This window comes from Trueperaceae bacterium, assembly GCA_031581195.1.
In the GTDB taxonomy this organism is placed as follows: Bacteria; Deinococcota; Deinococci; order Deinococcales; family Trueperaceae; genus SLSQ01.
In genome coordinates, this window is record JAVLCF010000015.1 from 1 (window position 1) to 20596 (window position 20596).

At 74.8% G+C, this 20596-nt stretch carries 21 protein-coding genes; 14 read left to right on the forward strand and 7 right to left on the reverse strand.

Features of this window, described 5'->3' with window-relative positions; genetic code table 11:
* Positions 1-60: 60 nt before the first annotated feature.
* From RI554_02500 to RI554_02550, 11 genes are all read left to right on the forward strand, one after another.
* Positions 61-837, forward strand: coding sequence for an NTP transferase domain-containing protein (locus tag RI554_02500; GenBank protein ID MDR9390880.1), 777 nt, complete (start codon positions 61-63; stop codon positions 835-837).
* On the forward strand, positions 834-1799 hold the full coding sequence (locus RI554_02505) for a hypothetical protein (GenBank protein MDR9390881.1): 966 nt from the start codon (positions 834-836) through the stop codon (positions 1797-1799). The genes RI554_02500 and RI554_02505 overlap by 4 nt, the downstream gene beginning before the upstream one ends.
* A gap of 6 nt (positions 1800-1805) precedes the next feature.
* Positions 1806-2192 carry a CrcB family protein gene (locus tag RI554_02510; GenBank protein MDR9390882.1) on the forward strand — a complete coding sequence of 129 codons (387 nt, stop codon included), beginning with the start codon at positions 1806-1808 and terminating at the stop codon, positions 2190-2192.
* Positions 2193-2262: 70 nt separating this feature from the next.
* The gene (locus RI554_02515; protein MDR9390883.1) at positions 2263-3720 is read left to right on the forward strand and encodes an NADP-dependent isocitrate dehydrogenase; all 1458 of its coding nucleotides are present in this window, start codon (positions 2263-2265) and stop codon (positions 3718-3720) included.
* A 61-nt stretch (positions 3721-3781) separates the two neighbouring features.
* Entirely contained in the window at positions 3782-4465 is a 684-nt protein-coding gene (locus RI554_02520; GenBank protein ID MDR9390884.1) for a metal-dependent transcriptional regulator, read from the forward strand.
* On the forward strand, positions 4462-5574 hold the full coding sequence (locus RI554_02525) for a GGDEF domain-containing protein (GenBank protein ID MDR9390885.1): 1113 nt from the start codon (positions 4462-4464) through the stop codon (positions 5572-5574). The genes RI554_02520 and RI554_02525 overlap by 4 nt, the downstream gene beginning before the upstream one ends.
* A gap of 60 nt (positions 5575-5634) precedes the next feature.
* Positions 5635-6531 carry an NAD-dependent protein deacetylase gene (locus RI554_02530; GenBank protein ID MDR9390886.1) on the forward strand — a complete coding sequence of 299 codons (897 nt, stop codon included), beginning with the start codon at positions 5635-5637 and terminating at the stop codon, positions 6529-6531.
* Between the two features lie 87 nt (positions 6532-6618).
* Entirely contained in the window at positions 6619-7656 is a 1038-nt protein-coding gene (locus tag RI554_02535; GenBank protein ID MDR9390887.1) for a zinc ABC transporter substrate-binding protein, read from the forward strand.
* The gene (locus tag RI554_02540) at positions 7653-8495 is read left to right on the forward strand and encodes a metal ABC transporter ATP-binding protein (protein ID MDR9390888.1); all 843 of its coding nucleotides are present in this window, start codon (positions 7653-7655) and stop codon (positions 8493-8495) included. The genes RI554_02535 and RI554_02540 overlap by 4 nt, the downstream gene beginning before the upstream one ends.
* A 1-nt stretch (position 8496) precedes the next feature.
* Complete coding sequence (locus RI554_02545; GenBank protein MDR9390889.1) at positions 8497-9639, forward strand: metal ABC transporter permease; 1143 nt, start codon at positions 8497-8499, stop codon at positions 9637-9639.
* Positions 9636-10772 carry a metal ABC transporter permease gene (locus tag RI554_02550; GenBank protein MDR9390890.1) on the forward strand — a complete coding sequence of 379 codons (1137 nt, stop codon included), beginning with the start codon at positions 9636-9638 and terminating at the stop codon, positions 10770-10772. Before RI554_02545 ends, RI554_02550 begins: the two co-directional genes overlap by 4 nt.
* A 6-nt stretch (positions 10773-10778) precedes the next feature.
* On the opposite strand, the gene RI554_02555 is transcribed toward RI554_02550, so the two are convergent.
* A complete protein-coding gene (locus RI554_02555; protein ID MDR9390891.1) occupies positions 10779-11369 on the reverse strand; it encodes a MarC family protein in 591 nt (196 codons plus the stop codon).
* A gap of 85 nt (positions 11370-11454) precedes the next feature.
* Here RI554_02555 and RI554_02560 point away from each other — a divergent pair, with 85 nt between their 5' ends.
* On the forward strand, positions 11455-12174 hold the full coding sequence (locus tag RI554_02560) for an aspartate/glutamate racemase family protein (GenBank protein MDR9390892.1): 720 nt from the start codon (positions 11455-11457) through the stop codon (positions 12172-12174).
* Here the strand turns inward: RI554_02560 and RI554_02565 are convergent.
* The 5 genes from RI554_02565 to RI554_02585 are packed head-to-tail and all read right to left on the reverse strand — an operon-like array spanning position 12171 to position 17533.
* Positions 12171-13427: a thiolase family protein gene (locus RI554_02565; protein MDR9390893.1), complete on the reverse strand. Its 1257-nt coding sequence runs from the start codon at positions 13425-13427 to the stop codon at positions 12171-12173. The genes RI554_02560 and RI554_02565 overlap by 4 nt on opposite strands.
* Complete coding sequence (locus RI554_02570) at positions 13424-14749, reverse strand: ArgE/DapE family deacylase (protein ID MDR9390894.1); 1326 nt, start codon at positions 14747-14749, stop codon at positions 13424-13426. Before RI554_02570 ends, RI554_02565 begins: the two co-directional genes overlap by 4 nt.
* Positions 14746-15456: a CoA-transferase gene (locus tag RI554_02575; protein ID MDR9390895.1), complete on the reverse strand. Its 711-nt coding sequence runs from the start codon at positions 15454-15456 to the stop codon at positions 14746-14748. The genes RI554_02570 and RI554_02575 overlap by 4 nt, the downstream gene beginning before the upstream one ends.
* Complete coding sequence (locus tag RI554_02580) at positions 15453-16181, reverse strand: 3-oxoacid CoA-transferase subunit A (protein ID MDR9390896.1); 729 nt, start codon at positions 16179-16181, stop codon at positions 15453-15455. Before RI554_02580 ends, RI554_02575 begins: the two co-directional genes overlap by 4 nt.
* Positions 16178-17533, reverse strand: coding sequence for an aspartate aminotransferase family protein (locus RI554_02585; protein MDR9390897.1), 1356 nt, complete (start codon positions 17531-17533; stop codon positions 16178-16180). The genes RI554_02580 and RI554_02585 overlap by 4 nt, the downstream gene beginning before the upstream one ends.
* A 243-nt stretch (positions 17534-17776) precedes the next feature.
* Between RI554_02585 and RI554_02590 the strand changes: the two genes are divergently transcribed.
* A complete protein-coding gene (locus RI554_02590) occupies positions 17777-19885 on the forward strand; it encodes a fibronectin type III domain-containing protein (protein MDR9390898.1) in 2109 nt (702 codons plus the stop codon).
* Positions 19882-20106 carry a hypothetical protein gene (locus RI554_02595; GenBank protein ID MDR9390899.1) on the forward strand — a complete coding sequence of 75 codons (225 nt, stop codon included), beginning with the start codon at positions 19882-19884 and terminating at the stop codon, positions 20104-20106. Before RI554_02590 ends, RI554_02595 begins: the two co-directional genes overlap by 4 nt.
* A gap of 257 nt (positions 20107-20363) precedes the next feature.
* On the opposite strand, the gene RI554_02600 is transcribed toward RI554_02595, so the two are convergent.
* Positions 20364-20585 carry a cold-shock protein gene (locus RI554_02600; GenBank protein MDR9390900.1) on the reverse strand — a complete coding sequence of 74 codons (222 nt, stop codon included), beginning with the start codon at positions 20583-20585 and terminating at the stop codon, positions 20364-20366.
* Positions 20586-20596: the final 11 nt, after the last annotated feature.

Consider the following 20596-nt stretch of genomic DNA (forward strand, 5'->3'; position numbering starts at 1 on the left):
GCAGCGACGAAGGCGGCCCCCTCGCGCACGCCGACTGGCGGGGCCCCGGGGAGGCCTGACGTGCACGCGCTCTGCCTCGCCGCCGGGAAGGGCACCCGCTTCGGGCGGCTCGGGACGTACCTGCAGAAGGCGATGTACCCCGTCGGCCTCCGGCCGTTCGTCGCGTACGCCGTCGACAACCTCCTCGCCAGCGGCGCGGCCCGGCCGGGCCGCGACACGGTGTGGTTCGTCGTCGGCCATCACGGCGAGCAGGTCCGCCGCTACTTCGGGGACGCCGTCGACGGGCTCGACGTGCGCTACGTCGAGCAGGCGGAGCCGCGCGGGACCGGGCACGCCCTCGCCGTCGCCGCCGACGCCTGGGCGGCGGAGACCGGCGGCGGCGACGACGCCCCGTGGCTGGCGTGGCTGGCCGACGGGCACGTCCCCCACGACCGCTTCGCCGCCCTCGCCGCGCACCCCGACGACGTCGTGCTGACCCTCGCCCCCGGGCACCCCGACGAGAACCCGACGGTCCGCGTCGACGTCGACGGCGACCGCGTCGCGCGCGCCTTCCGCGGGGGCGGGGACCTGTTCGAGATCGGCACCTGGAAGCTGCCGCCGTCGCTGATGGCGGACATGACCGACGTCGCCGCCAACGGCGAGATCCGCATGCTGCCGAACCTGCAGCGGCGCATCGACGCCGGCCTGCGCGTCGGTTGGATTCGCGCCGACGCCTGGCTGCACCTCGGCGGCACCGCACCGGACGCGGAAACGAACGTCGCGCGCGTCGAGGCGCGCCTGCGCGCCCTCGAGGGGCTCCCCCCGGCACGCGAGGGCGGGGAAGGGAACGACCGATGATCCTCACGAAGACGCCGCTGCGCGTCCCCCTCGCGGGGGGCCTCAGCGACCTGGCGCCCTACGCCTCGCGGTTCGGCGGGGAGACGATCAGCGCCACGATCGACAAGTACGTCTACGTCACCGTCAAGGACGACCTCGACGGCACCTTCGACGTCCGCTACCGCGACAGTCACGAACGCACGCCCGACGCCCGCCGGGTCCGTCACGACCTGCTGCGCGAGTCGTTGGCGCAGCTGGGCGTGCACGACCGCCCGCTCGACGTGGACTTCCGCGTCGACCTGGCCGGCGAGTCGGGCCTGGGGACCAGCGGCGCGCTGACGGTCTCGATCGTGCACGCGTTGCGGCGCCTGCGGGGCGAGACGCCCGACGCGCGGACGCTGTTCCACGACGCCGCGACGGTGGAGGTCGACCGGCTCGCCGGCGCGTCGGGGTACCACGACCCCGCCATCTGCGCGCTCGGGGGGATGCGCCGCCTCGCCTACGACGGCAGCGGCGCGCACGACGTCGGGCTCGACGTCGCACCGGAGACGATGCAGGCGTTCGAGGACGCCTTCCTGCTCTTCTACTCCGGCCATCACGCCAAGAGCAAACCGTCGCTGGACCTGCTCACGAGCCACCTCGAGGAGGCGCTGCCGGTCCTGCACGAGATCCGCGCGCTCGTGCCCGAGCTCGCCGACGCGCTCGCGCGCGGCGACGTGCGCGACGTCGCGCGGGTGTTCGGCGAGCAACAGCGCCTCAAGCAGCGCCTCCCGGGCCGCTTCGTCGACGACGCCGTCGCCGCCCTCGTCGAGCGGGTGCGCGCCACCGGCGCCGAAGCCCAACTGCCGGGCGGGAAGATCAGCGCCTTCGTGATGGTGCTGGCCCCCGACGGCCAGCACGACGCCGTCCGGGCGGCGCTGTCGGACCTGCGCGAGGTCCCGATCCGATTCACGACCGACGGCGCGCGCGCCGTCGCGCTGTAGCGCCCCGTGTCCGCCCCCCTCGTCGTCGCCGCCGTCGCGGCGGGCGGCGCGCTCGGCGCGGTGCTGCGCCTCGCGGTGACGGTCGCGAGCGCGCGCCTGCTGGCCGGCGGCCCGTGGGCGGGCCTGCCGGTCGGCACCCTGATCGTCAACGTCGCCGGCACCCTCGCGCTCGCGTGGCTGGTCGCGAGCGGCGAGCGGTTCGGGGGCGGCCCGCTGCTGCGGACCTTCCTCGCGACCGGCGTGCTGGGGGCGCTGACGACGTTCTCGACGTTCGCGGTCGACGCGCACGGGCTCGTCCTCGCCGGCGAGGGCGGCCGCGCCGCGGCGTACGTCGGCGCGACGCTGCTCCTCGCCGGCGGCGCGGTGCTGCTCGGCGCGGCGCTGGGGCGCTGAACGGCGCGTCGCGTATCATGACGCGCGCGTCCGCCCGCCCCCGAGCGGCGCGGACCCGGGAGGGCACCGCATGACGAACCCCGACGCGCCGGCCCGCATCGCCGTGGCGCACGGCGACGGAATCGGCCCCGAAATCATGGACGCCACCCTGCAGGTGCTCGAGGCGGCCGGCGCCGACCTCGACGTCGCGGAGGTCCGGCTCGGCAAAGCGGTCTACGAGGCGGGGGTGCCCTCCGGCATCGACCCGTCCGCCTGGGACGTCCTGCGCGACCGCGGGGTGCTGCTCAAGGCCCCCATCACCACCCCGCGCGGCGGCGGCTACAAGAGCCTCAACGTCACGCTCCGCAAGTCGCTCGGGTTGTTCGCCAACGTCCGCCCGGCGGTCGCCTACCACCCGTTCGTCGCCACCCGCCACCCCGACATGGACGTCCTGGTCGTGCGCGAGAACGAGGAGGACCTCTACGCCGGCATCGAGCACCGCCAGACCGACGAGGTCGTGCAGTGCCTGAAGCTGATCACTCGGCCGGGCAGCGAGAAGATCGTTCGTTACGCCTTCGAGGAGGCCCGCGCGCAGGGCCGCCGCAAGGTCACCGCGCTCGTCAAGGACAACATCATGAAGATGACCGACGGGCTGTTCGCGGCCGTCTTCGAGGCCGTCGCCGCGGAGTACCCCGACCTCGAGCACGAACAGATGATCGTCGACATCGGCGCGGCGCGGCTGGCGGACACGCCCGAGGCGTTCGACGTCGTCGTGACCCCCAACCTGTACGGCGACATCCTCAGCGACGTCACCGCCCAACTGACCGGCAGCGTCGGCCTGGCGCCCTCGGCGAACGTCGGCGAGACCGTCTCGGCGTTCGAAGCGATCCACGGCTCCGCCCCCGACATCGCCGGCAAGGGGATCGCCAACCCCTCCGGCCTGCTGCTCGCGAGCGTCATGATGCTGCAGCACCTCGGGCGCGGCGCCGTCGCGGAACGCATCCACAACGCCTGGCTGACGACCCTCGAGGACGGCGTCCACACCGGCGACGTCTACCGCGACGACGTCAGCCGCGAGCGGGTCAACACCGCCGGCTTCACCGAAGCGGTCGTCGCGCGGCTGGGGTCGGAACCCAAGCACCTCCCCCCCGCCCGCTACGCCGGCCGCCCCGTCCCGCGGGTGCTCGGCGCGACGCCGCGCGAGCCGGCCACCAAGGAGCTGCTCGGCGTCGACGTGTTCCTCGACTGGCGCGACGCGGGGCGCGACCCGGACGTCCTCGCCGGTCGCCTCCAAGCGGAGGCGGCGCCGCTCGCGCTGCAGGTCGTCACGAACCGCGGCGTGAAGGTGTGGCCCGACGGGCTGCCCGAGACGTTCGCGACCGACCACTGGCGCTGCCGCTTCCAGCACCCGAGCGGCGACCCGGTGGCGCCCGGCGAGGTCGTGGCGTTGCAGGGCCGCCTCGTGGCGGCCGGGCTGGACGTCATCAAGACCGAGAACCTCTACCGCTTCGACGGCGAGCGGGGCTTCTCGGCGGCGCAAGGGCAGTGACGTCCGCCCGCCGTCGCCCGGACGGGCGGCGGCGGGGCGCGCCGACCGCTACACTCCGGGCGTGCCGCGCGACGACTCCACGCCGCTCAGCGACGCGGCGGGCGACTACCTCAAGGCCATCTGGGTGCTCAGCGAGGACGGCCCCGCGAGCACCAACGCGATCGCCGAGGCGCTCGACCTGACCGCCGCGTCGGTGTCGGGGATGCTGACCCGCCTGGCGGAGGCGGGCTGGATCGATCACGTGCGCTACTACGGCGCGACGCTGACCGACGTGGGGCAGCGCGAGGCGCTCCGTCTGGTGCGCCGCCACCGGCTGGTGGAGACGTTCATGATCCGCGAGCTCGGCTACCGGCTGGACGAGGTGCACGAGGAAGCGGAGGCCCTCGAACACACGATCAGCGACCGTTTCGCCGAACGCCTCGCGGGCCTCCTGGGCGACCCGAGCCACGATCCGCACGGCGACCCGATCCCCCGCGCCGACGGCGTCGTGCCCGCCACCCCCGACCAGGACCTGTACGCCGTCGCGGGCGGGGGGACGCTGCGCGTCGCGCGCCTCAAGAGCCAGGACCCGTCGGTCCTGGCCGCCCTCGAGGATCACGGCCTGGGGCCGGGCGCCGTCGTCCGGGTGGTGGAGGTCGGCGACGCGCGTCGCGCCTGGCGGCTGGACGTCGGCGGCCGCCGCGTCCGCCTCCCCGACGCGCTCGCGCGGACGGTGCGCGGCGACGTCGTGACGGACGGCGCGTGAGCGCCGCCCCCCACGACCGCCGTCGCCCGACGCCGGTCGCGTTGAGCGACCGCGAGGCGCTCCGCCGCACGATCTACCTCGTCAGCCTCCTGCTCGCCGTCCCGATCTTCGTCGGGGTAGGGCGGCTCGAATGGGACGACCCCGCGACCCGCTACCCGTACCTCTCGATCGTCGCGTGGCTGCTCCCGGCCGGCCTCACGCTCTGGGCCCGCCCCCGGTCGTTGCGGGCCGTCGAGCGGGGCACGGCGCTGTTCATGGCGACGACCTGGATCGCGCGGACCGGGCTGGCGTTGTTCGCCGAACCGGTCGCGATGGACGCCGTCGACGCGTTGGCGCCGTCGATCACCCTGGGGACCGTCATGGTGATGCTGCTGCTGCACTTCACCTTCCCGACGCTCCGCGCGACGTTCGCGATCCTCGCGTTCCTGGCGTTGACCTCCAGCCTCGGGGCACTGCGCTTCGCGCCCGACCCGGCCGGCGAGGCCACCGTCGAGTTCGTCCGGCACCAGTTCTTCCTGCTGGTGCTGACCGGGTTCCTGTACGTCCTCTCCACCGAACAGCAGGCCCGCGCCCGCGCCGAAGCGGAGCGCGAACGCCTCCGCGCCGAGGCGTACCGCGACGCGCTGACCGGCCTCCCCAACCGCCGCTTCCTCGACGAGGCGCTCGAGGCGGCGGTCGCGAACGCCCGCCGGACCGGGGCGCCGTTGTCGGTCGTCGTGTTCGATCTCGACCGGTTCAAACGCCTCAACGACACGTACGGGCACGAGGTCGGCGACGCGGCCCTCATCCGCGTCGCGACCGCCGTCCGGCCCCTCGTGCGCGAGGAGGACGTCGTCGGGCGGTTCGGGGGGGAGGAGTTCCTGATCCTCGTGCCGCACGCCGACCACGCCGTCGCGGCGACCGTCGCGGAGCGCGCCCGCGAGGCGATCGCCCGCGTCCAACTCGACCCCGGGGGCCCGATCACCGCGAGCTTCGGGGTGGCGTCGTTGCGCGACGGCGACGAGGGCAGCGACCTGGTGCGCCGCGCCGACGCGCGGCTCTACCGCGCGAAGCGGGCCGGACGTAACCGCGTCGACGCCGACCCCCTCGACGACCCCGACCCCGCCTGAGCCCCGGACCGTGGCCCCGGCCTCAGCGGCGGGGGCGGGACGGCGGCTACGCTGGCGCGCGTGAACGCGCTCGCCCCCGCTCCCGCCACCGTCACGGGGGACGACCCCGCCGCCCTCGACGCCGGCGCCGAGGCGCTGGCGTCGTTCCTCGACGGCCGCCGCGCGCTGGTGCTCAGCGGTGCGGGGGCCAGCACCGACTCCGGCATTCCCGACTACCGGGGCCCCGGGCGGGTGCGCCGCGACCCGATGCGCTACCAGCAGTTCGTCGGCAGCGCCGCGCACCGCCGCCGCTACTGGGCGCGCAGTTCGGTCGGTTGGCCCTACACCGCCGCCGCCCGCCCCAACGCCGTGCACGCCGCGGTGGCGCGCCTCGAGCGGCGCGGGGCGGCGGCGGCGGTGTTGACGCAGAACGTCGACGGGCTGCACCAGCGGGCGGGCTCGAAGCGGGTGCTGGAGTTGCACGGCAGCCTGGCGACGGTGCTGTGCCTGGACTGCGGGGCGCGGTCGGCACGGGCGCGCTTCCAGGAGCGGCTGGTGGCGGCGAACCCGACCTTCGCGGCGCACTACCTGCCGACCGATCTCGGGCCCGACGACGTCGCGCCGGACGGCGACGTCGAGATCCCCGACGCCGCCGCGGACGACCTCGTCGTGCCCCCCTGCGACGCGTGCGGCGGCACGCTGAAGCCGGACGTGACGTTCTTCGGGGAGAACGTCCCGAAACCGCGCGTCGAGCGGGCCTACGCCCTCGCGGACGGCGCCGACGCCCTGCTGGTGCTCGGGTCGTCCCTGACGGTGTACAGCGGCTACCGGTTCGTGCGGCGCGCGAAGGCGAGCGGTCGACCGGTGGCGATCGTCAACGACGGGGCGACGCGCGGCGACGGCGACGCCGACCTGCGTCTGCACGCGCGCCTCGCGCCGCTCCTGGAGCGGGTCGCAGCGCACCTCGGCGCGGTGTGACGGGCGGCCCCGGGGCGGCCCGCCCCGGGGCGTCGCCGGTCCGCTCGGCGCTTGACAGGTGGGCGCGGCGGACCTACGATGACCGGCATGTTTAGGCTGCACGAAACTTTCCGGGGGCGGCGCCCCCTCGGCGCCCTCCTGGGCGCCCTGCTGATCCTTGGACCGAGCCAGGCGCAGGACGCCGCCGTCGAACCGCTCCGCGTCGTCGCGACCGTCGGCATGATCGGCGACCTCGCCGAACGCATCGCCGGCCCCTGCGGCGACGTCACCACCCTCATGGGGCCCGGCGTCGACCCGCACCTCTACCAGGCCACCTCCGGCGACGTCCGCGCCCTCGGCCGAGCCGAATTGATCCTCTACGCCGGCCTGTCCCTCGAGGGGCAACTCGGCGACGTGCTCGACCGCTTCGGTGCGCGCGTCCCGACCGTCGCCGTCTCCGAGGCGGCGGTCCCCGAGGCGCGCCGCATCGCCGCCGGCGAAGGCTACGCCTTCGATCCGCACGTCTGGATGGACGTCGGCCTGTGGGCCGACGCCGTCCCGGTCCTGCGCGACGCGATGGCGGAGCTGCGGCCCGCCTGCGCCGACGCGCTCGCGCGACGCGCCGACGCGCTCGCCGCCGACATGCGGGCGATGGACGGATGGATCGCCGACGCCGTCGCCACGATCCCCGCCCCGCAACGTGTCCTCGTCACCGCCCACGACGCCTTCGCGTACTACGGTCGCGCCTACGACCTGGCGTTGCAGGGCGTCCAGGGCATCAGCACCGAATCGGAGGCGTCCATCGCCGACATCCGCACCACCGCACGCCGCATCGCCGACCAGGGCGTCCCCACCCTCTTCGTCGAAAGCACCATCAACCCCCGCACCGTCCGCGCGGTCCTCGAGGCCGCGCAGGACCTCGGCGCCGACGTCCGCCTCGGCGGGACCCTGTACGGCGACGCGCTCGGCGAAGCCGGCACGCTCGAGGGCAGCTACCTCGGCATGGCGTACGTGACCACCCGTCGCATCGTCGAGGGGCTCGGCGGCGACCCGCCCCCCTTGCCCGACGCGCTCGACGACTGGCGCGACCGGCGCGGCGTCGCGGGCGGCGACGCCCTCGACGCCGCCTTCGAGGCCGCCTCGTGAGCGGGTCGCCCGCCCCGTCCCACGCCGGCGGGCCGGGCGGCCCGGTCCACGAACCCGACCTCGCCGTCCACGTCGAGGACCTCACCGTCACGTACGGCAGCCGCCCCGCCCTGTGGGACGTCGACCTCGACGTCCCGCCCGGCGTCCTCGCCGCCATCGTCGGCCCCAACGGCGCCGGCAAATCCACCCTCCTCGAAGCGATCCTCGGCCTCACCCCCACCACCGCCGGCCACGTCTACGTCGGCGGGCGCCGCCTCCGCGACGCGCGCGGCCGGATCGGCTACGTCCCGCAACGCACCGCCGTCGATTGGGACTTCCCGACCCGCGTCGTCGACGTCGTCACGATGGGCCTCTACGGCCGCCTCGGGTGGCTGCGCCGACCCGGCGCGAAGGAACGCCGCGCGGCGGAGGCGGCCCTCGAACGCGTCGGGATGGCGGACTACCGCGACCGCCAGATCGCGCAGCTGTCCGGCGGTCAACAGCAACGCACCTTCCTCGCCCGCGCCCTCGTCCAGGACGCCGACGTCTACTTCCTCGACGAACCCATGGCCGGCGTCGACGCCACCAGCGAAGCGGCGATCCTCGACGTCCTCCGCGACCTGCGTGCCGAGGGCCGCACGCTGCTCGTCGTCCACCACGACCTGCAGACGGTCCGCACGACCTTCGACTGGGTCGTCCTGCTCAACGTCCGCGTCCTCGCGCAAGGCCCCGTCGAGACCACCTACACCCCCGACAACCTCCGCGCCACCTACGGCGGCGACGTCGCCCTCCTCGCGGGCCCCGCCGACCCGACGGGCACCGACGCCCCCACCCCCGACGAAGGGGCGCGGGAGGCCTGACGTGGACCTCGCGGCGCTCGCCGGCGACTACACCGTCCGCACCGTCGTCGCCGGCGCCACCCTGCTCGGCGTCACGAGCGGCGTGCTGGGCACCTTCGCCGTCCTGCGGCGCCAGAGCCTGCTCGGGGACGCGCTGGCCCACGCCGCCCTCCCCGGCATCGCGCTCGGGTTCCTGATCGCCGGCCAGCGGGCGCTCCCCGCCCTCCTCGCCGGCGCCCTCGCGAGCGCCGTCGCCGCCGCACTCCTCGTCGCCCTCCTCGTCCGCCGCACCCGCCTCAAGGGCGACGCCGCCATCGGCCTCGCCCTCAGCCTCTTCTTCGCCGTCGGCGTCATCCTCCTCAGTTACGTCCAGGGCCGCGCCGGCGCGGGGCAGGCCGGCCTCGAGACCTTCCTGTTCGGGCAGGCCGCCGCCATCCTGCGCAGCGACCTGTGGGTGATGGCGGTCCTCGCCGCCGTCGCCCTCGCGAGCGTCTCGGCGCTCTGGAAGGAGTTCGAGCTCGTCACGTTCGACCCCACCTACGCCGCCGCCCTGGGGCTTCCCGTCGCCGTCCTCGACGTCGCCCTCACCGCCCTCGTCGCGGTCGCCGTCGTGCTGGGCCTGCAGCTCGTCGGGGTGGTCCTGATGTCCGCCATGCTCGTCGCGCCCGCCGTCGCCGCGCGGCAGTGGACCGACCGGTTGGCCCGCGTCGCCCTCCTCGCCGCCGCCATCGGCGCGGCGTCCGGCGTGGTCGGCGCGACCGTCAGCGCCGGCGCGCGCGGCCTCGCGACCGGCCCCCTGATCGTGCTCGCGCTGTCCGCCTTCACCGCCCTGTCGCTCGCCTTCGCCCCGCGCCGCGGGCTCGTCCCGGCCGCCCTCCGCCGCCGCAGCCAACGCGAAGGACGCCGCGACCGCGACGTCCTGCAGGCGCTCGACACCCTCCGCCGCCGGCACGACGACCCCACCTACGCCGCGGAACGCGGCATGCTGGACGCCACCGTCGGGCACCCCACCGGCCGCACCCTCCGCACCCTCGAGCGGCGCGGCCTCGTCGAACGCGTCCGGCACCGCCCCGAGGAGGGCCGCCACTGGCGCCTCCTCGACGCGGGCGAAGCCGCCCTGTCCGCCCTCGAGCGCGGCCCCGACGCACCGGAGGACCGCCCGTGACGATCGCCCTGCAGATCGTGGCGACCGGCGCCCTCGTCGGGGTCGCGGCGTCGCTGGTGGGGACGTTCCTGCTGCTGCGCGGGCGGTCGCTCGCCAGCGACGCGATCGGGCACGCGATCGTCCTCGGCATCGTCCTCGTGTGGCTCGCCACCGGCGCGACGTCGGGACCGCTGCAGCTGCTCGGGGCGGCGACGGCGGGCGTCGCGACGGTGTGGATCGCCGACGCCCTGGGCCGTACCCGCCGCGTCGCCGACGACGCCGCCATCGGCCTCACCTTCCCCGCCCTGTTCGCGCTCGGCGTGCTGCTCCTCAACGTCTACGCCCGCGACGTGCACATCGACGCCCACACGGTCCTGCTGGGCGAGATCGGCTTCGTCTGGCTGGACACCGTCCCCATCCTCGGGGTCGCCGTGCCCGACGCCCTCGTGGGGCTCACGGTGGTGACGCTCGTGAACCTGGCGTTCGTCACGACCTTCTTCAAGGAGCTCGAGGTCGGTACCTTCGATCCCGCCCTCGCCACCGCCTTCGGTTTCGCGCCCGGCGCGCTCGGGGGCGCCCTGCTGGCGCTGACGAGCGTCACCGCCGTCGCCTCGTTCGACGCGGTCGGCGTGGTGCTGTTCGTGGCGTTCACGATCGTGCCCGCCGCCACCGGCTACCTGCTCGTCGACCGCCTGTCGCGCATCCTCGTCCTCGCCGCCGCCGTCGCGGTCGCCTCCAGCGTCCTCGGCTACCTCGCCGCGACCGCCGCCGACGTCTCGATCGGGGGCGGCATGGCCGCCGCCACCGGCGTCTTCTTCGCCCTCGCCCTCGCCTTCGGACCGCGCTACGGCCTGCTCGCCCAACGCATCCGGCGGCGCAGCGAACGCGACGCGAACGAAAACCGGGCGTTGGCGGTCCACCTCTACCAGCACGCCGGCACCCCCGACGCGGGCGAGGAGAACGTCGTGGGGGCGCTCCGCGACCACCTGCGGTGGAGCGAAGGCAAGGCCCGCGACGTCGTCGCGCGCAGCCTCGACGCCGGCTGGATCGACCGCGACGGCGAACGGCTCGCCCTCACCGATCGGGGCCGGGCCGCCGCCCGCGAGATCCTCCACCCCGGGGCGGCGCGGCGCGCCGCCCCGGCGGGGTCCTGACGGGACCTACAACACCGACCCGAGGCCGGTCAGCACCATCTCCGCAGCGATCATGATCAACAACATCCCCATGAGGCGCTCGACCGCCTCGAGGCCGCGCTTGCGGAGCAGCTTGAACAGCAGCGGCGAGGCGAGCAGGACGACGGCGGTCACGACCCACGCGATCGCGACGGCGCCCGCGCCGTGCAACACGCCGTTCGTCTTCGCCATCAGGATCACCGTCGCCATCGCCGACGGGCCCGCGATCAGCGGCACCGCGAGCGGCACGATGAACGGCTCCCCGCCGGGCGTCGTGCCCGCCGGCCCCGCGTCGGGCCGCGGGAAGATCATGCGCAGGCCGATGACCCCCAGCACGATCCCCCCGGCGATCGTCACCGACTCGGGCTGCAACCCCAGGAACCGCAGGATCGCCTCGCCCGCGACGAGGAACAACGCCAGCACCCCGAGCGCGATCAGCAGCTCGCGCACGACGATCCGCCGCCGCCGCGCCGGATCGACGTCCTTGAGCAGCGACACGACCAACGGCATGTTCCCGAACGGGTCCATCACGAACAACAACACCGTCGCGGACGACGCGACGCTCATGCCCAGTTCCACGGAGCCTCCCTCCCGCCGGCCGGCGGTCCCGCCCGACGCCGGGCGACAGGGTAGCCGACCCCGGGTCGCGCGGTAGCCTACGCGCATGCGCACCCTCGGACTCCTGGGCGGGATGAGCTGGGAGAGCACCGCGCTGTACTACCGGCGCATCAATGAAGCGGTCCGCGACGCCCTGGGGGGTCTGCACTCCGCGAAGATCGCGATGCGCAGCGTCGACTTCGCCGAGATCGAAACGCTCCAGCGGGCCGGCGACTGGGAGGGGGCCGGCGCCGTCCTGGCCGAGGAGGCCCGCCGCCTCGAGGCGGCCGGGGCCGACGCGATCGTGCTCTGCACCAACACGATGCACCAGGTCGCGCCGGCGATCGAGGCGGCGACGTCGGTGCCGCTGCTGCACCTCGCCGACACCACCGCGCGCCGCGTCCGCGCCGCGGGCGCGACGCCGGTCGGGTTGCTGGGGACGCGCTTCACGATGGAGCGGGCGTTCTACCGCGAACGCCTCGAGGCGCACGACCTCGAGGTCCTCGTCCCCGACGCCGCGGACCGCGCCCTCGTGCACGCCGTGATCTACGACGAGCTCGTGCGCGGCGTCGTCCGCGACGCCTCGCGGCGGGCCGTCGCCGACGTCGTGCACCGCCTCGCCGCGCGCGGCGCGCGCGGCGTGATCGAGGGCTGCACCGAGATCACGATGTTGGACCTCGGGGCGTACGTCGACCTCCCCCGCTTCGACACGACCGCCCTCCACGCCGAGGAGGCCGCCGCCTGGGCGCTGGAGGACGCGCCCACCCCGGGGACCCCGCCGCGCTAGATCCGCTCGAACACCGTGGCGTTGCTCATCCCGCCGCCCTCGCACATCACCTGCAGCCCGACCGCCCCACCCGTCTCACGCAACGACGACAGCAACGTCGTCGTGAGCTTCGCGCCCGACGCCCCCAGCGGGTGCCCGTTGGCGATCGCCCCACCCCGGACGTTCACCTTCGCGGGGTCCGCCCCGACGTCGGCCAGCCACGCGAGGACGACCGACGCGAACGCCTCGTTCACCTCGAACAGGTCGACGTCGGCCAGCGTCATGCCGGCGCGCGCCAGCGCGCGCTCGGTGGCGGGGATCACCCCGGTCAGGTTCAGGATCGGATCCGCCCCCACCGCGACGCTGCTCGCGACCCGCGCGAGCGGCACCATGCCGCGCGCGTCGGCCCGCGCGCGGGACGTCACCAGCAGGGCGGCCGCCCCGTCGGAGAGCTGCGAGGCGTTCCCGGCGTGCACGTGCCAACGGAGTTCCGGGAAGCGCACCTGCCAGGTGGGGTCCCAGAACGCCGGTTTCAACGCCGCCAACGCCTCGACGCTCGTCTCGGCCCGCACCCCCTCGTCGCCCTGCAGGAGCGTCCCGTCGCTCGCGCCGTCGCCCCGGTCGACCTCGAGGCGAAGGAGTTCGTCGTCCACCGCGCCGCGCGCCGCGGCGTCGGCGGCGAGGCGGTGCGACCGCACCGCCCACGCGTCCAGGTCGGCGCGGGCGAGGTCCCAGCGCGCCGCGATGAGCTCCGCGGAGATCCCCTGCGGCACGAGCCCCCCACCGAAGCGGGCGGCGACGCGGGGGCCGTACGGGTCGGCCTCGCCGGCGGCGGAGCCCATCGGGACGCGCGACATCGATTCGACGCCGGCCACCAGGATCGCGTCGGCGTCGCCCGCCCGGATCGCCTGCGCGGCGGACTGCAGCGCCTGCTGCGACGAGCCGCACTGCCGGTCGATCGTCGCGGCGGGCACCTCCACCGGGAGGCCGGCGGCGAGGGCGGCGTTGCGGCCCACGTTGTAGGCCTGCTCGCCGGCCTGCCCGACGCACCCGACCAGGACGTCGTCGAGGTCGCGCGGCGTCACCCGGTCGGGGTCGCGCCCGGCGCGCCGCACCGCGGCGCGCATCGCCTCCGCGGCGAGGTCGACGGGGTGCCAGCCGTGGAGCGCCCCCCCGGGCTTCCCCGGCCGGGCGGGACGGCCCTTGCCGACCGGCGTGCGGACGGCGGACACGACCACCGCGTCGCGCGGTCCGTGCGGTCCGCGCCCGCTCACGCCGCCCCCCGCGGCCGAACCCCGCACCAGCGGGCGACGAAGCGCGCCAGCGTCCGCGTGACCTCGTGCACGCTGTCCAGGTCGACCCACTCGTCCACCCCGTGGATCGAGCCCGCGGTGGGGCCGTAGCAGGTGGTCGGGACGCCCCCGACGAGCCCCAGGATGCGGGCGTCGGTCGTCGCGGTGCTGGCCAGCGTCGCGGGCGGCGCGCCGGCCAGGTCGGCGTGCGCCGCCGCCAGCGTCCGCCAGGCGGGGTGGTCGGAGGGGGGTGCGTAGGGCTCCGCCTGGAAGCCGACGTACGTCAGGTGGGGCGGCGCGTCCTTCAGCACCGGGTGGGCGTCGACGAAGCGCCGGAGGTGCGCCTCGACGCGGGCCTTCATGGCCGCGACGGAGGTACCGGGAAAGAACCCGAAGCGCACGTCGAACGTGCACGACGCCGGCACCGACGACGTCCACTCGCCCCCCTCGATGCGGCCGACGTTGACGTTGATGGGGTGGACCGCGTCGGCGTACGCCGCGGGGCGTTCCGCCGGCGCGTTCATCTCCGCCTCGAGGGTCCGGAACGCGCCGGCGACCTCCCCCGCGAGCCGGATCGCGTCGACCCCCGCGGTCGCCTCGAGGACGTGGGTGGGGCGGCCCTCCACGGTGACGCGGGCCCACAGGACCCCCAGCTGCGACGTGAGGATGGTGCGGTCGAACGGCTCGGGGATGATCGCGGCGTCCGCGACGTCGCCCGCCGCGACGGCGGCCAGCGCGCCGTTGCCGGTGCACTCCTCCTCGACGACGCTCTGCAGCACCACCGTCGAGGCGGGCTCGAGGCCGGCGTCGTGGAGGGCGTGCAGGGCGTACGTCATCGCGGCCAGGCCGGCCTTCATGTCGCCCGCCCCGCGGCCGTACATCCGTCCGTCCTCGACGACCGCCCCGAACGGCGGGTGGCGCCACAGGTGCGCGGGGCCGGTCGGGACGACGTCGACGTGCGCGTTCAGGATCAGCGACCGGCCCGCCCCGTCCGCCACGGCGTGCCGCCCGATCACGATCTCGCGCCCGTCCTCCGGCCACTCGACCGGGGAGAAGCCGGGCCGGGTCGCGAGGGCGGCGTAGTCCAGCGGCACCGCCTCGACCGCGAGGCCGGCGTCGGCGAAGGCGGTCGCGACGCGGGCCTGCACCGCCCGTTCGCGCCCCAGGGTCGAATCGAACCGCACGAGCTCGCGCAGGAGGTCGGTGCGGGCCTCGCGGCCGCCCTCCACGGCGGCGTCGATGGCGGCCAGCTGCGCGTCGGTCGGGCGGGCGTCGGGACGGACGTCGTCGGAACCGTCGTTCACGGGGCCTGCACTCCTTCCTCGCCCTCCCGCGCGCCGCCCCAGGGGCGGACGCGGTCGAAGGCGACGGGCGCGCCGGTCGCGGCGCGCACGTCGTCCTCGCGCGCGCCCGGCGCGAGCTCGAGGACGTCGAAGCGGTCGCCGGCCGGTTCGAGGACGGCCCATTCGGTGACGATGCGCGTCACGACGCCCCGCGCGGTGCGCGGCAACGTACATCGCTCCACCAGCTTCGGCCCGCCCGCCTTGTCGCGGTGCAGGGTCGCCACGATCACCCGCGGGACCCGCTGCGCCAACTCCATGCCGCCGCCCACGCCGGGCGACGTTCGGCCCGGCACCCGCCAGTTCGCCAGGTCGCCGTGCACGTCCACCTCGAACGCCCCCAGGACGCACGTCCCCACCCGGCCGTTGCGGACCAGCGCGAAGGCGGTGACGCTGTCGAGGTACGCCCCGCCCGGCACCACCCCGACGTAGCGTCCGCCGGCGTCGATGCGGTCGGGGTCCTCCGCACCGGGCGGCGCGTCGGGCCCCATGCCGACCATGCCGTTCTCCGCGTGCAGCCAGACCGGCGGCGCGGCGCCCGCCCCGTCCGCCTCCGGCAGGTGCCGCGCGACCTCGGTGGGGAGGCCGATCCCGAGGTTGACGACTTCGCCCGGCACCAGGTCGGCGGCGACGCGCGCCGCGATCCGCGCGCGGGCGTCCGCGACGCTCACGCGCGCCCCGCTCCGCGGCGCAGGCGCGCCGCCTTCGTGCCGGGGTCGTACCCGGCCGGCACCTCGAGGACGGCGTCGACGGCGGCGCCGGGCGTGACGACCGCGTCGGGATCGAGGGGCGCGTCGACGATCCGGTCGACGCTGACCCACGTGCGGGTCGCGGCGAGCGCCATCGCCGGCGCGAAGTTCCGGGCGGTGCCGTGGTAGCGGAGGTTCCCGAAGCGGTCGGCCTCCGCCGCGTGGATCAGGGCGACGTCGGCGCGCAGGGCCGGCTCGACGGTGTACGTCGCGCCCCGCCACGTCACGACCTCGCGCGGCGGGTCGGTGGGGGGCAGCAGGTCGGGGTCGAGGTCGGCGAGGAACGCCGGGAGGCCCGCCCCGCCGCAGCGGATGCGCTCGGCCAGGAGGCCTTGTGGGTGGATCTCGACGTCCAGGTCGCCCGCCTCCCAGGCCGCCATCAGGTCCCGGTTCAGGCCGACGTGCGTCGCGATGAGGCGCCGCATCCGGCCGGCCTCGAGCAGCCGCCCGACGCCGACCCCCGGTTCGTTGGCGTCGTTCTTGACGACCGTCAGGTCGCCGCCGCCGTGGGTCGCGAGGGCGTCGACGAGGAAGAACGGCGTACCGGGCTCCCCGAACCCGGCGATCATCACCGTCGCGCCGGGCGCCACCTCCGCCGCGAGGGTCGCGGCGAGGGCGGGCGCGCCGGCGGCGTCGGCGACCCTCACGCGGCGGAGGCCAACGCCGCCTCGCTGCGCGTCAGCGCACGGTCCAGGCGGGCGAGGAGGTCGTCGAGTTCGTCGTCGCGGATCACCAGCGGCGGCGCGACCAGCGCGTGGTCGCCCAGCAGGCCCCCACCCCCGCGCCGGGGGTAGATCAGCAGGTCCTCCGCCGCCGCGGCGGCGGTGACGCGGCGCCCGACGTCGACGTCGAGGGCGTACGGCGTGCGGGTCGAGGGGTCCGCGACGAACTCGAGGCCCCACAGCAGGCCCTTGCCGCGGACGTCGCCGACGAGGGGGTGGCGGTCGGCGAGTTCGCGCAGGCCGTCCCCGAGGCGCGCCCCGAGCTCTGCGGCGCGGGCGACGAGGCCCTCGCCCTCGAGGACGTCGAGGACCGCGACGCCGACCGCGGCGGAGAGGGGGTTGCCGGCGTAGCTGAAGCCGTGCGGGAAGGCGCCGGCGTCGAGGACGGTGTCGGCGACGTCGCCGCGGGTGACGACCGCCCCGAGCGGGGTGTAGCCCGCCCCCAGGCCCTTGCTGAGCGCCAGGACGTCGGGGACGGCCTCGCCCTCCCAGTGTTGGTAGGCGGCGAAGGCGCCGGTGCGTCCCGCGCCGGTCATGACCTCGTCGTAGATCGTGAGGATCCCGTGCCGCCGCGCGATCTCGGTGATCGTCGCGAAGTAGCCGTCGGGCGGCACGATCGCGCCGGTCGACGCGCCCCCGATCGGTTCGAGCACGAACGCCGCGACGGTCGAGGGGTCGAGCGCCTCGAGGGTGCGCTCGAGGTCGGTGGCGCAGGCCAGTTCGCACGTGGGGTAGGACAGCCCGAACGGACAGCGGTAGCAGGTGGGGGCGCTGACGTGGTTCTGCTCCACCATCATCGGGGCGTACCCGTCGGTCAGCGGGCGGTAGCCCGTCGCCGCGAGCGCCCCGAGGGTGGACCCGTGGTAGCTGGGGAAGCGGCTGACGATGCGGTAGCGGGCCTCGTCGCCGCGCGCGGCGTGGTAGCTACGCGCCAGCTTGATGGCGGTCTCCACCGCCTCCGAGCCGCCCGAGACGAGGAACGTCCGGTCGAGGCCCTGCGTCAGTTGGCGCGCGAGCTTGTGCCCCAGCTCGACGGCGGGCGCGTTTTCGAACTGCGTGCGGTAGGCGAACGTCACGCGTTCCGCCTGGCGCCGCATCGCCTCGAGCACGCGCGGGTGGCCGTGCCCGAGGTTGGCGACGACCGCGCCGGAACAGCCGTCCAGGACGCGGCGTCCGTCCTGCGTCCAGAGCCATACGCCCTCGCCGCGCTCCACCATCGGCAGGTCCGAGCGCGTCTGGTAGAACAGCGGGCTCTCCGTCTCGCCACCTCGTGCCATGCGGCAGCCTACTCCCACGGCGGCGGCCGCGACCAGGGGGCGGGCCGCCGTCCCCGCCCCCGTGACGCCGCGACCCCCGCCCCGCCCCCCGCGTGGGGGCGGCCGACCCCGTCCCACACGAGTGTGAAGCATCCGACAATCGCGTCACGGGCGACGGGGCGCATGCTAGCCTCCTCGTCCGACGGGTCTCATGTCGGATGGGGCGTCGTCCCCGACGCAACCTTTGAGAGGAAGGTGGCCGCCTTGCGGCAAACGAACGCACGACACGAAAGGTCCGCCCCGCGCCTCCTGCGCGCGGCCGCGGCGCTGCTCCTCGCGGCGTGGGTCGCGGGCGCGGCGGCGCAGACGCTGAGCATCACGGACACCACGCCGTACTACGGCCAGACGTCCGTGACGATCTCCTCGACCGGCGGCAGCTACGTCAGCACCAGCGACTACGTCATCGGCGCGATGTTGATCATCGGTGACACGGAGCTGTCGCGCAGCGACGTCTCGGTCAGCGACGTGCTGATGGTCGTCTCGGGCAGCGACGCCGGCCTGAACGTAGACGACGTCACCTGGGGCCCGGACTTCACCCTCTCGGGGTCGGATTGGTCGAACGAGATCCTCGGGACCTACCCGATGAAGCTGTTCACCGTCACCGCGAGCGACGCGCTGCCGACGAGCGATCCCACCACCGGCACCATCGAGTCCAGCGCGCAGATCCAGCCCGGCAAGGGCCGCCAGGCCGGCACCGTGGTGTACGGCGGCGACGGCGTCGATCCGGCCGAGGGCGGCGCCTTCGTGTCGGGCGGCGACCTGATCGTCAGCGGCACGAACTGGGGGCCCGGCGACGCCGGCACCGTCCGCGGTCGCGCCACCGCCTTCAGCGACACCGACGTCGGCTACTGGACCGCGTTCTACACGAGCACCGCGTCCGTCACGGACGTCTACACCGTCAGCCTCAGCGACGACGAGACGATCGACGGCAGCGCGACCGTGCCCAACCTCGGGGTCGAGAGCTCGCTGGCCGTCCTGACGTGGTTCGCGACGGACGCCGGTGACGCCTTCGGGTACGACGTCGCGGTCCTGTCCTCCGTCGACGCCTCCCCCACCCCCACCCTCGCCACCACCCCGACCGACGTCACCGTCGACGAGGGCGAGCTGGCGACGTTCGTGGTGTCCGCGACGTCCACGTCCGGCACCGTGTCGATCGTCGACTGGGAGTTCAGCCCCAGCGACGCGGGCGGCTGGACGTCGGTCGCGACCGAAACACGGTACGTGCGCGGCACGTCCGGCAGCGACCACACCCTCACCGTCTCCCCGACGACCGAGGGCGACGACGGCCTGCAGGTGCGCGCCCTGTTCACGAACAAGGACGGCTCCGACGGCCTCGTCCAGGAGGAATCGAGCCCCGTCACCCTCACGGTGAACGCGGTGTCCGAAACGCCGACCTTCGAGAACGGCACGCCGGCCGACCAGACCGTGGTCGTCGGGCAGGACGCGACGTTCGGCGTCGAGGTCTCGCCGACCGGCACGACGTTCGCCTACGCCTACCAGTGGCAGGAGAGCACGAACAACGGCGTCTCCTGGACCGACGTCAGCCGCAGCGACGCGACCGGCGTCACCGCCAGCGACCTCGTGATCGCGAACGTCGATCGCGGCGACGACGGCCTCGCCTACCGCGTGATCGCGACGTTGACCGAGCAGGACGCCGAGGGCAACGACAAGATCGCCGTCACCGTCACCAGCAGCGACGCGACGCTCACCGTCGCGACGGCCGGCGCCCCGACGAACGTGCGGGTCTACCCGGACGACGGCAAGGTCTGGGTCGCCTTCGAGGCGCCCGAGCAGACGGGCTTCGACATCGTCAACTACGAGTACGATCTCGAGGGTGACGATAAACCCGCGATGACGCTCAACCCGCGGTCGACCGACACGCTCATCGCCATCGACGGCCTGACGAACGACGACACGCACCGCGTGCGCGTCCGCGCCGTCGCCGCCGGGACCGGCGACGCGGAGTGGAGCGCCTACTCCGAGACGTTCACCGTCGGGGCGGCCTCCGCGCCGACCACGACCGGCGCCGTCGTCACCCCCGACACGCCGCCCGAAGCGACCGTGGAGAACGGCGTCGCGACCTTCTCGTTCGACGTGACGTTCACGAACGACGCCGACGACACCGTGAACGACGTCTGGGTCGACCTGCGCGACCTGACCGCCGGCGAGACCGTCACGAGCGTCGTGACCGCGGAGAACAACGACGGCACGATCCGCAAGGTCGGCTCCGCCTGGTTGTGGCAGGGCGCCGACCTCGCGACCGGCGAGAGCGGCACCGTGACCGTCACCGTCGAAGTGGAGGTGGAAGAATGACCGCCGTTCGCAGCCGCCTCGTCGGCCTGACGCTCCTGGGGGCGCTCGCCGCCCTCGCCCTCGCCGGCTGTGGGAGCAACACCAGCCCCAGCGCCAGCGGGGACGCGACCCCCGAGACCTTCGACGCGCAGGTGTGCCTCGCGTTCGTCCCGCAGGGCGACGCGGAGCAGTTCGACTGCGTCGACGTCGAAGCGACCTACACCCTTCCGACGGCCGACTGACCTCGGTCCGCAACGATTCGCCGCCCCCCGACCTCGGTCGGGGGGCGGCGTCTTCATGGGGCGCCTGCATGGGGAGCCCGTATTGGGCGTCTTCGTGAGGGACGTCGGGCTGCGGCGCGTCCGGATGCGGAGCGTCGCACGACCCCCCTCCGTACGGGAGCGCGACGGCCGGACGGCGGCGCCAGGGAACACCCCACGAACACGGGCGCCCGACCGGAGTCGGGCGCCCGAAGCGTCCTAGGTGCGTCGAGCCGTGGTCAGTTGCCGGGGGCTTGACGGGTGACGGACACGTTCGACGCCTGCAGGCCCTTCTGGCCCTGCTCCACGTCGAATTCGACTTCGTCGCCCTCGTACAGGTTCCGGTAGCCGTCCCCTTGGATGGCCGAGAAGTGCACGAAGACGTCGGCGGAACCGTCGCCCTGCTCGATGAAGCCGTAGCCTTTTTCCGGGCTGAACCACTTGACCTTGCCTGTTGCCATGTTGAACCTGT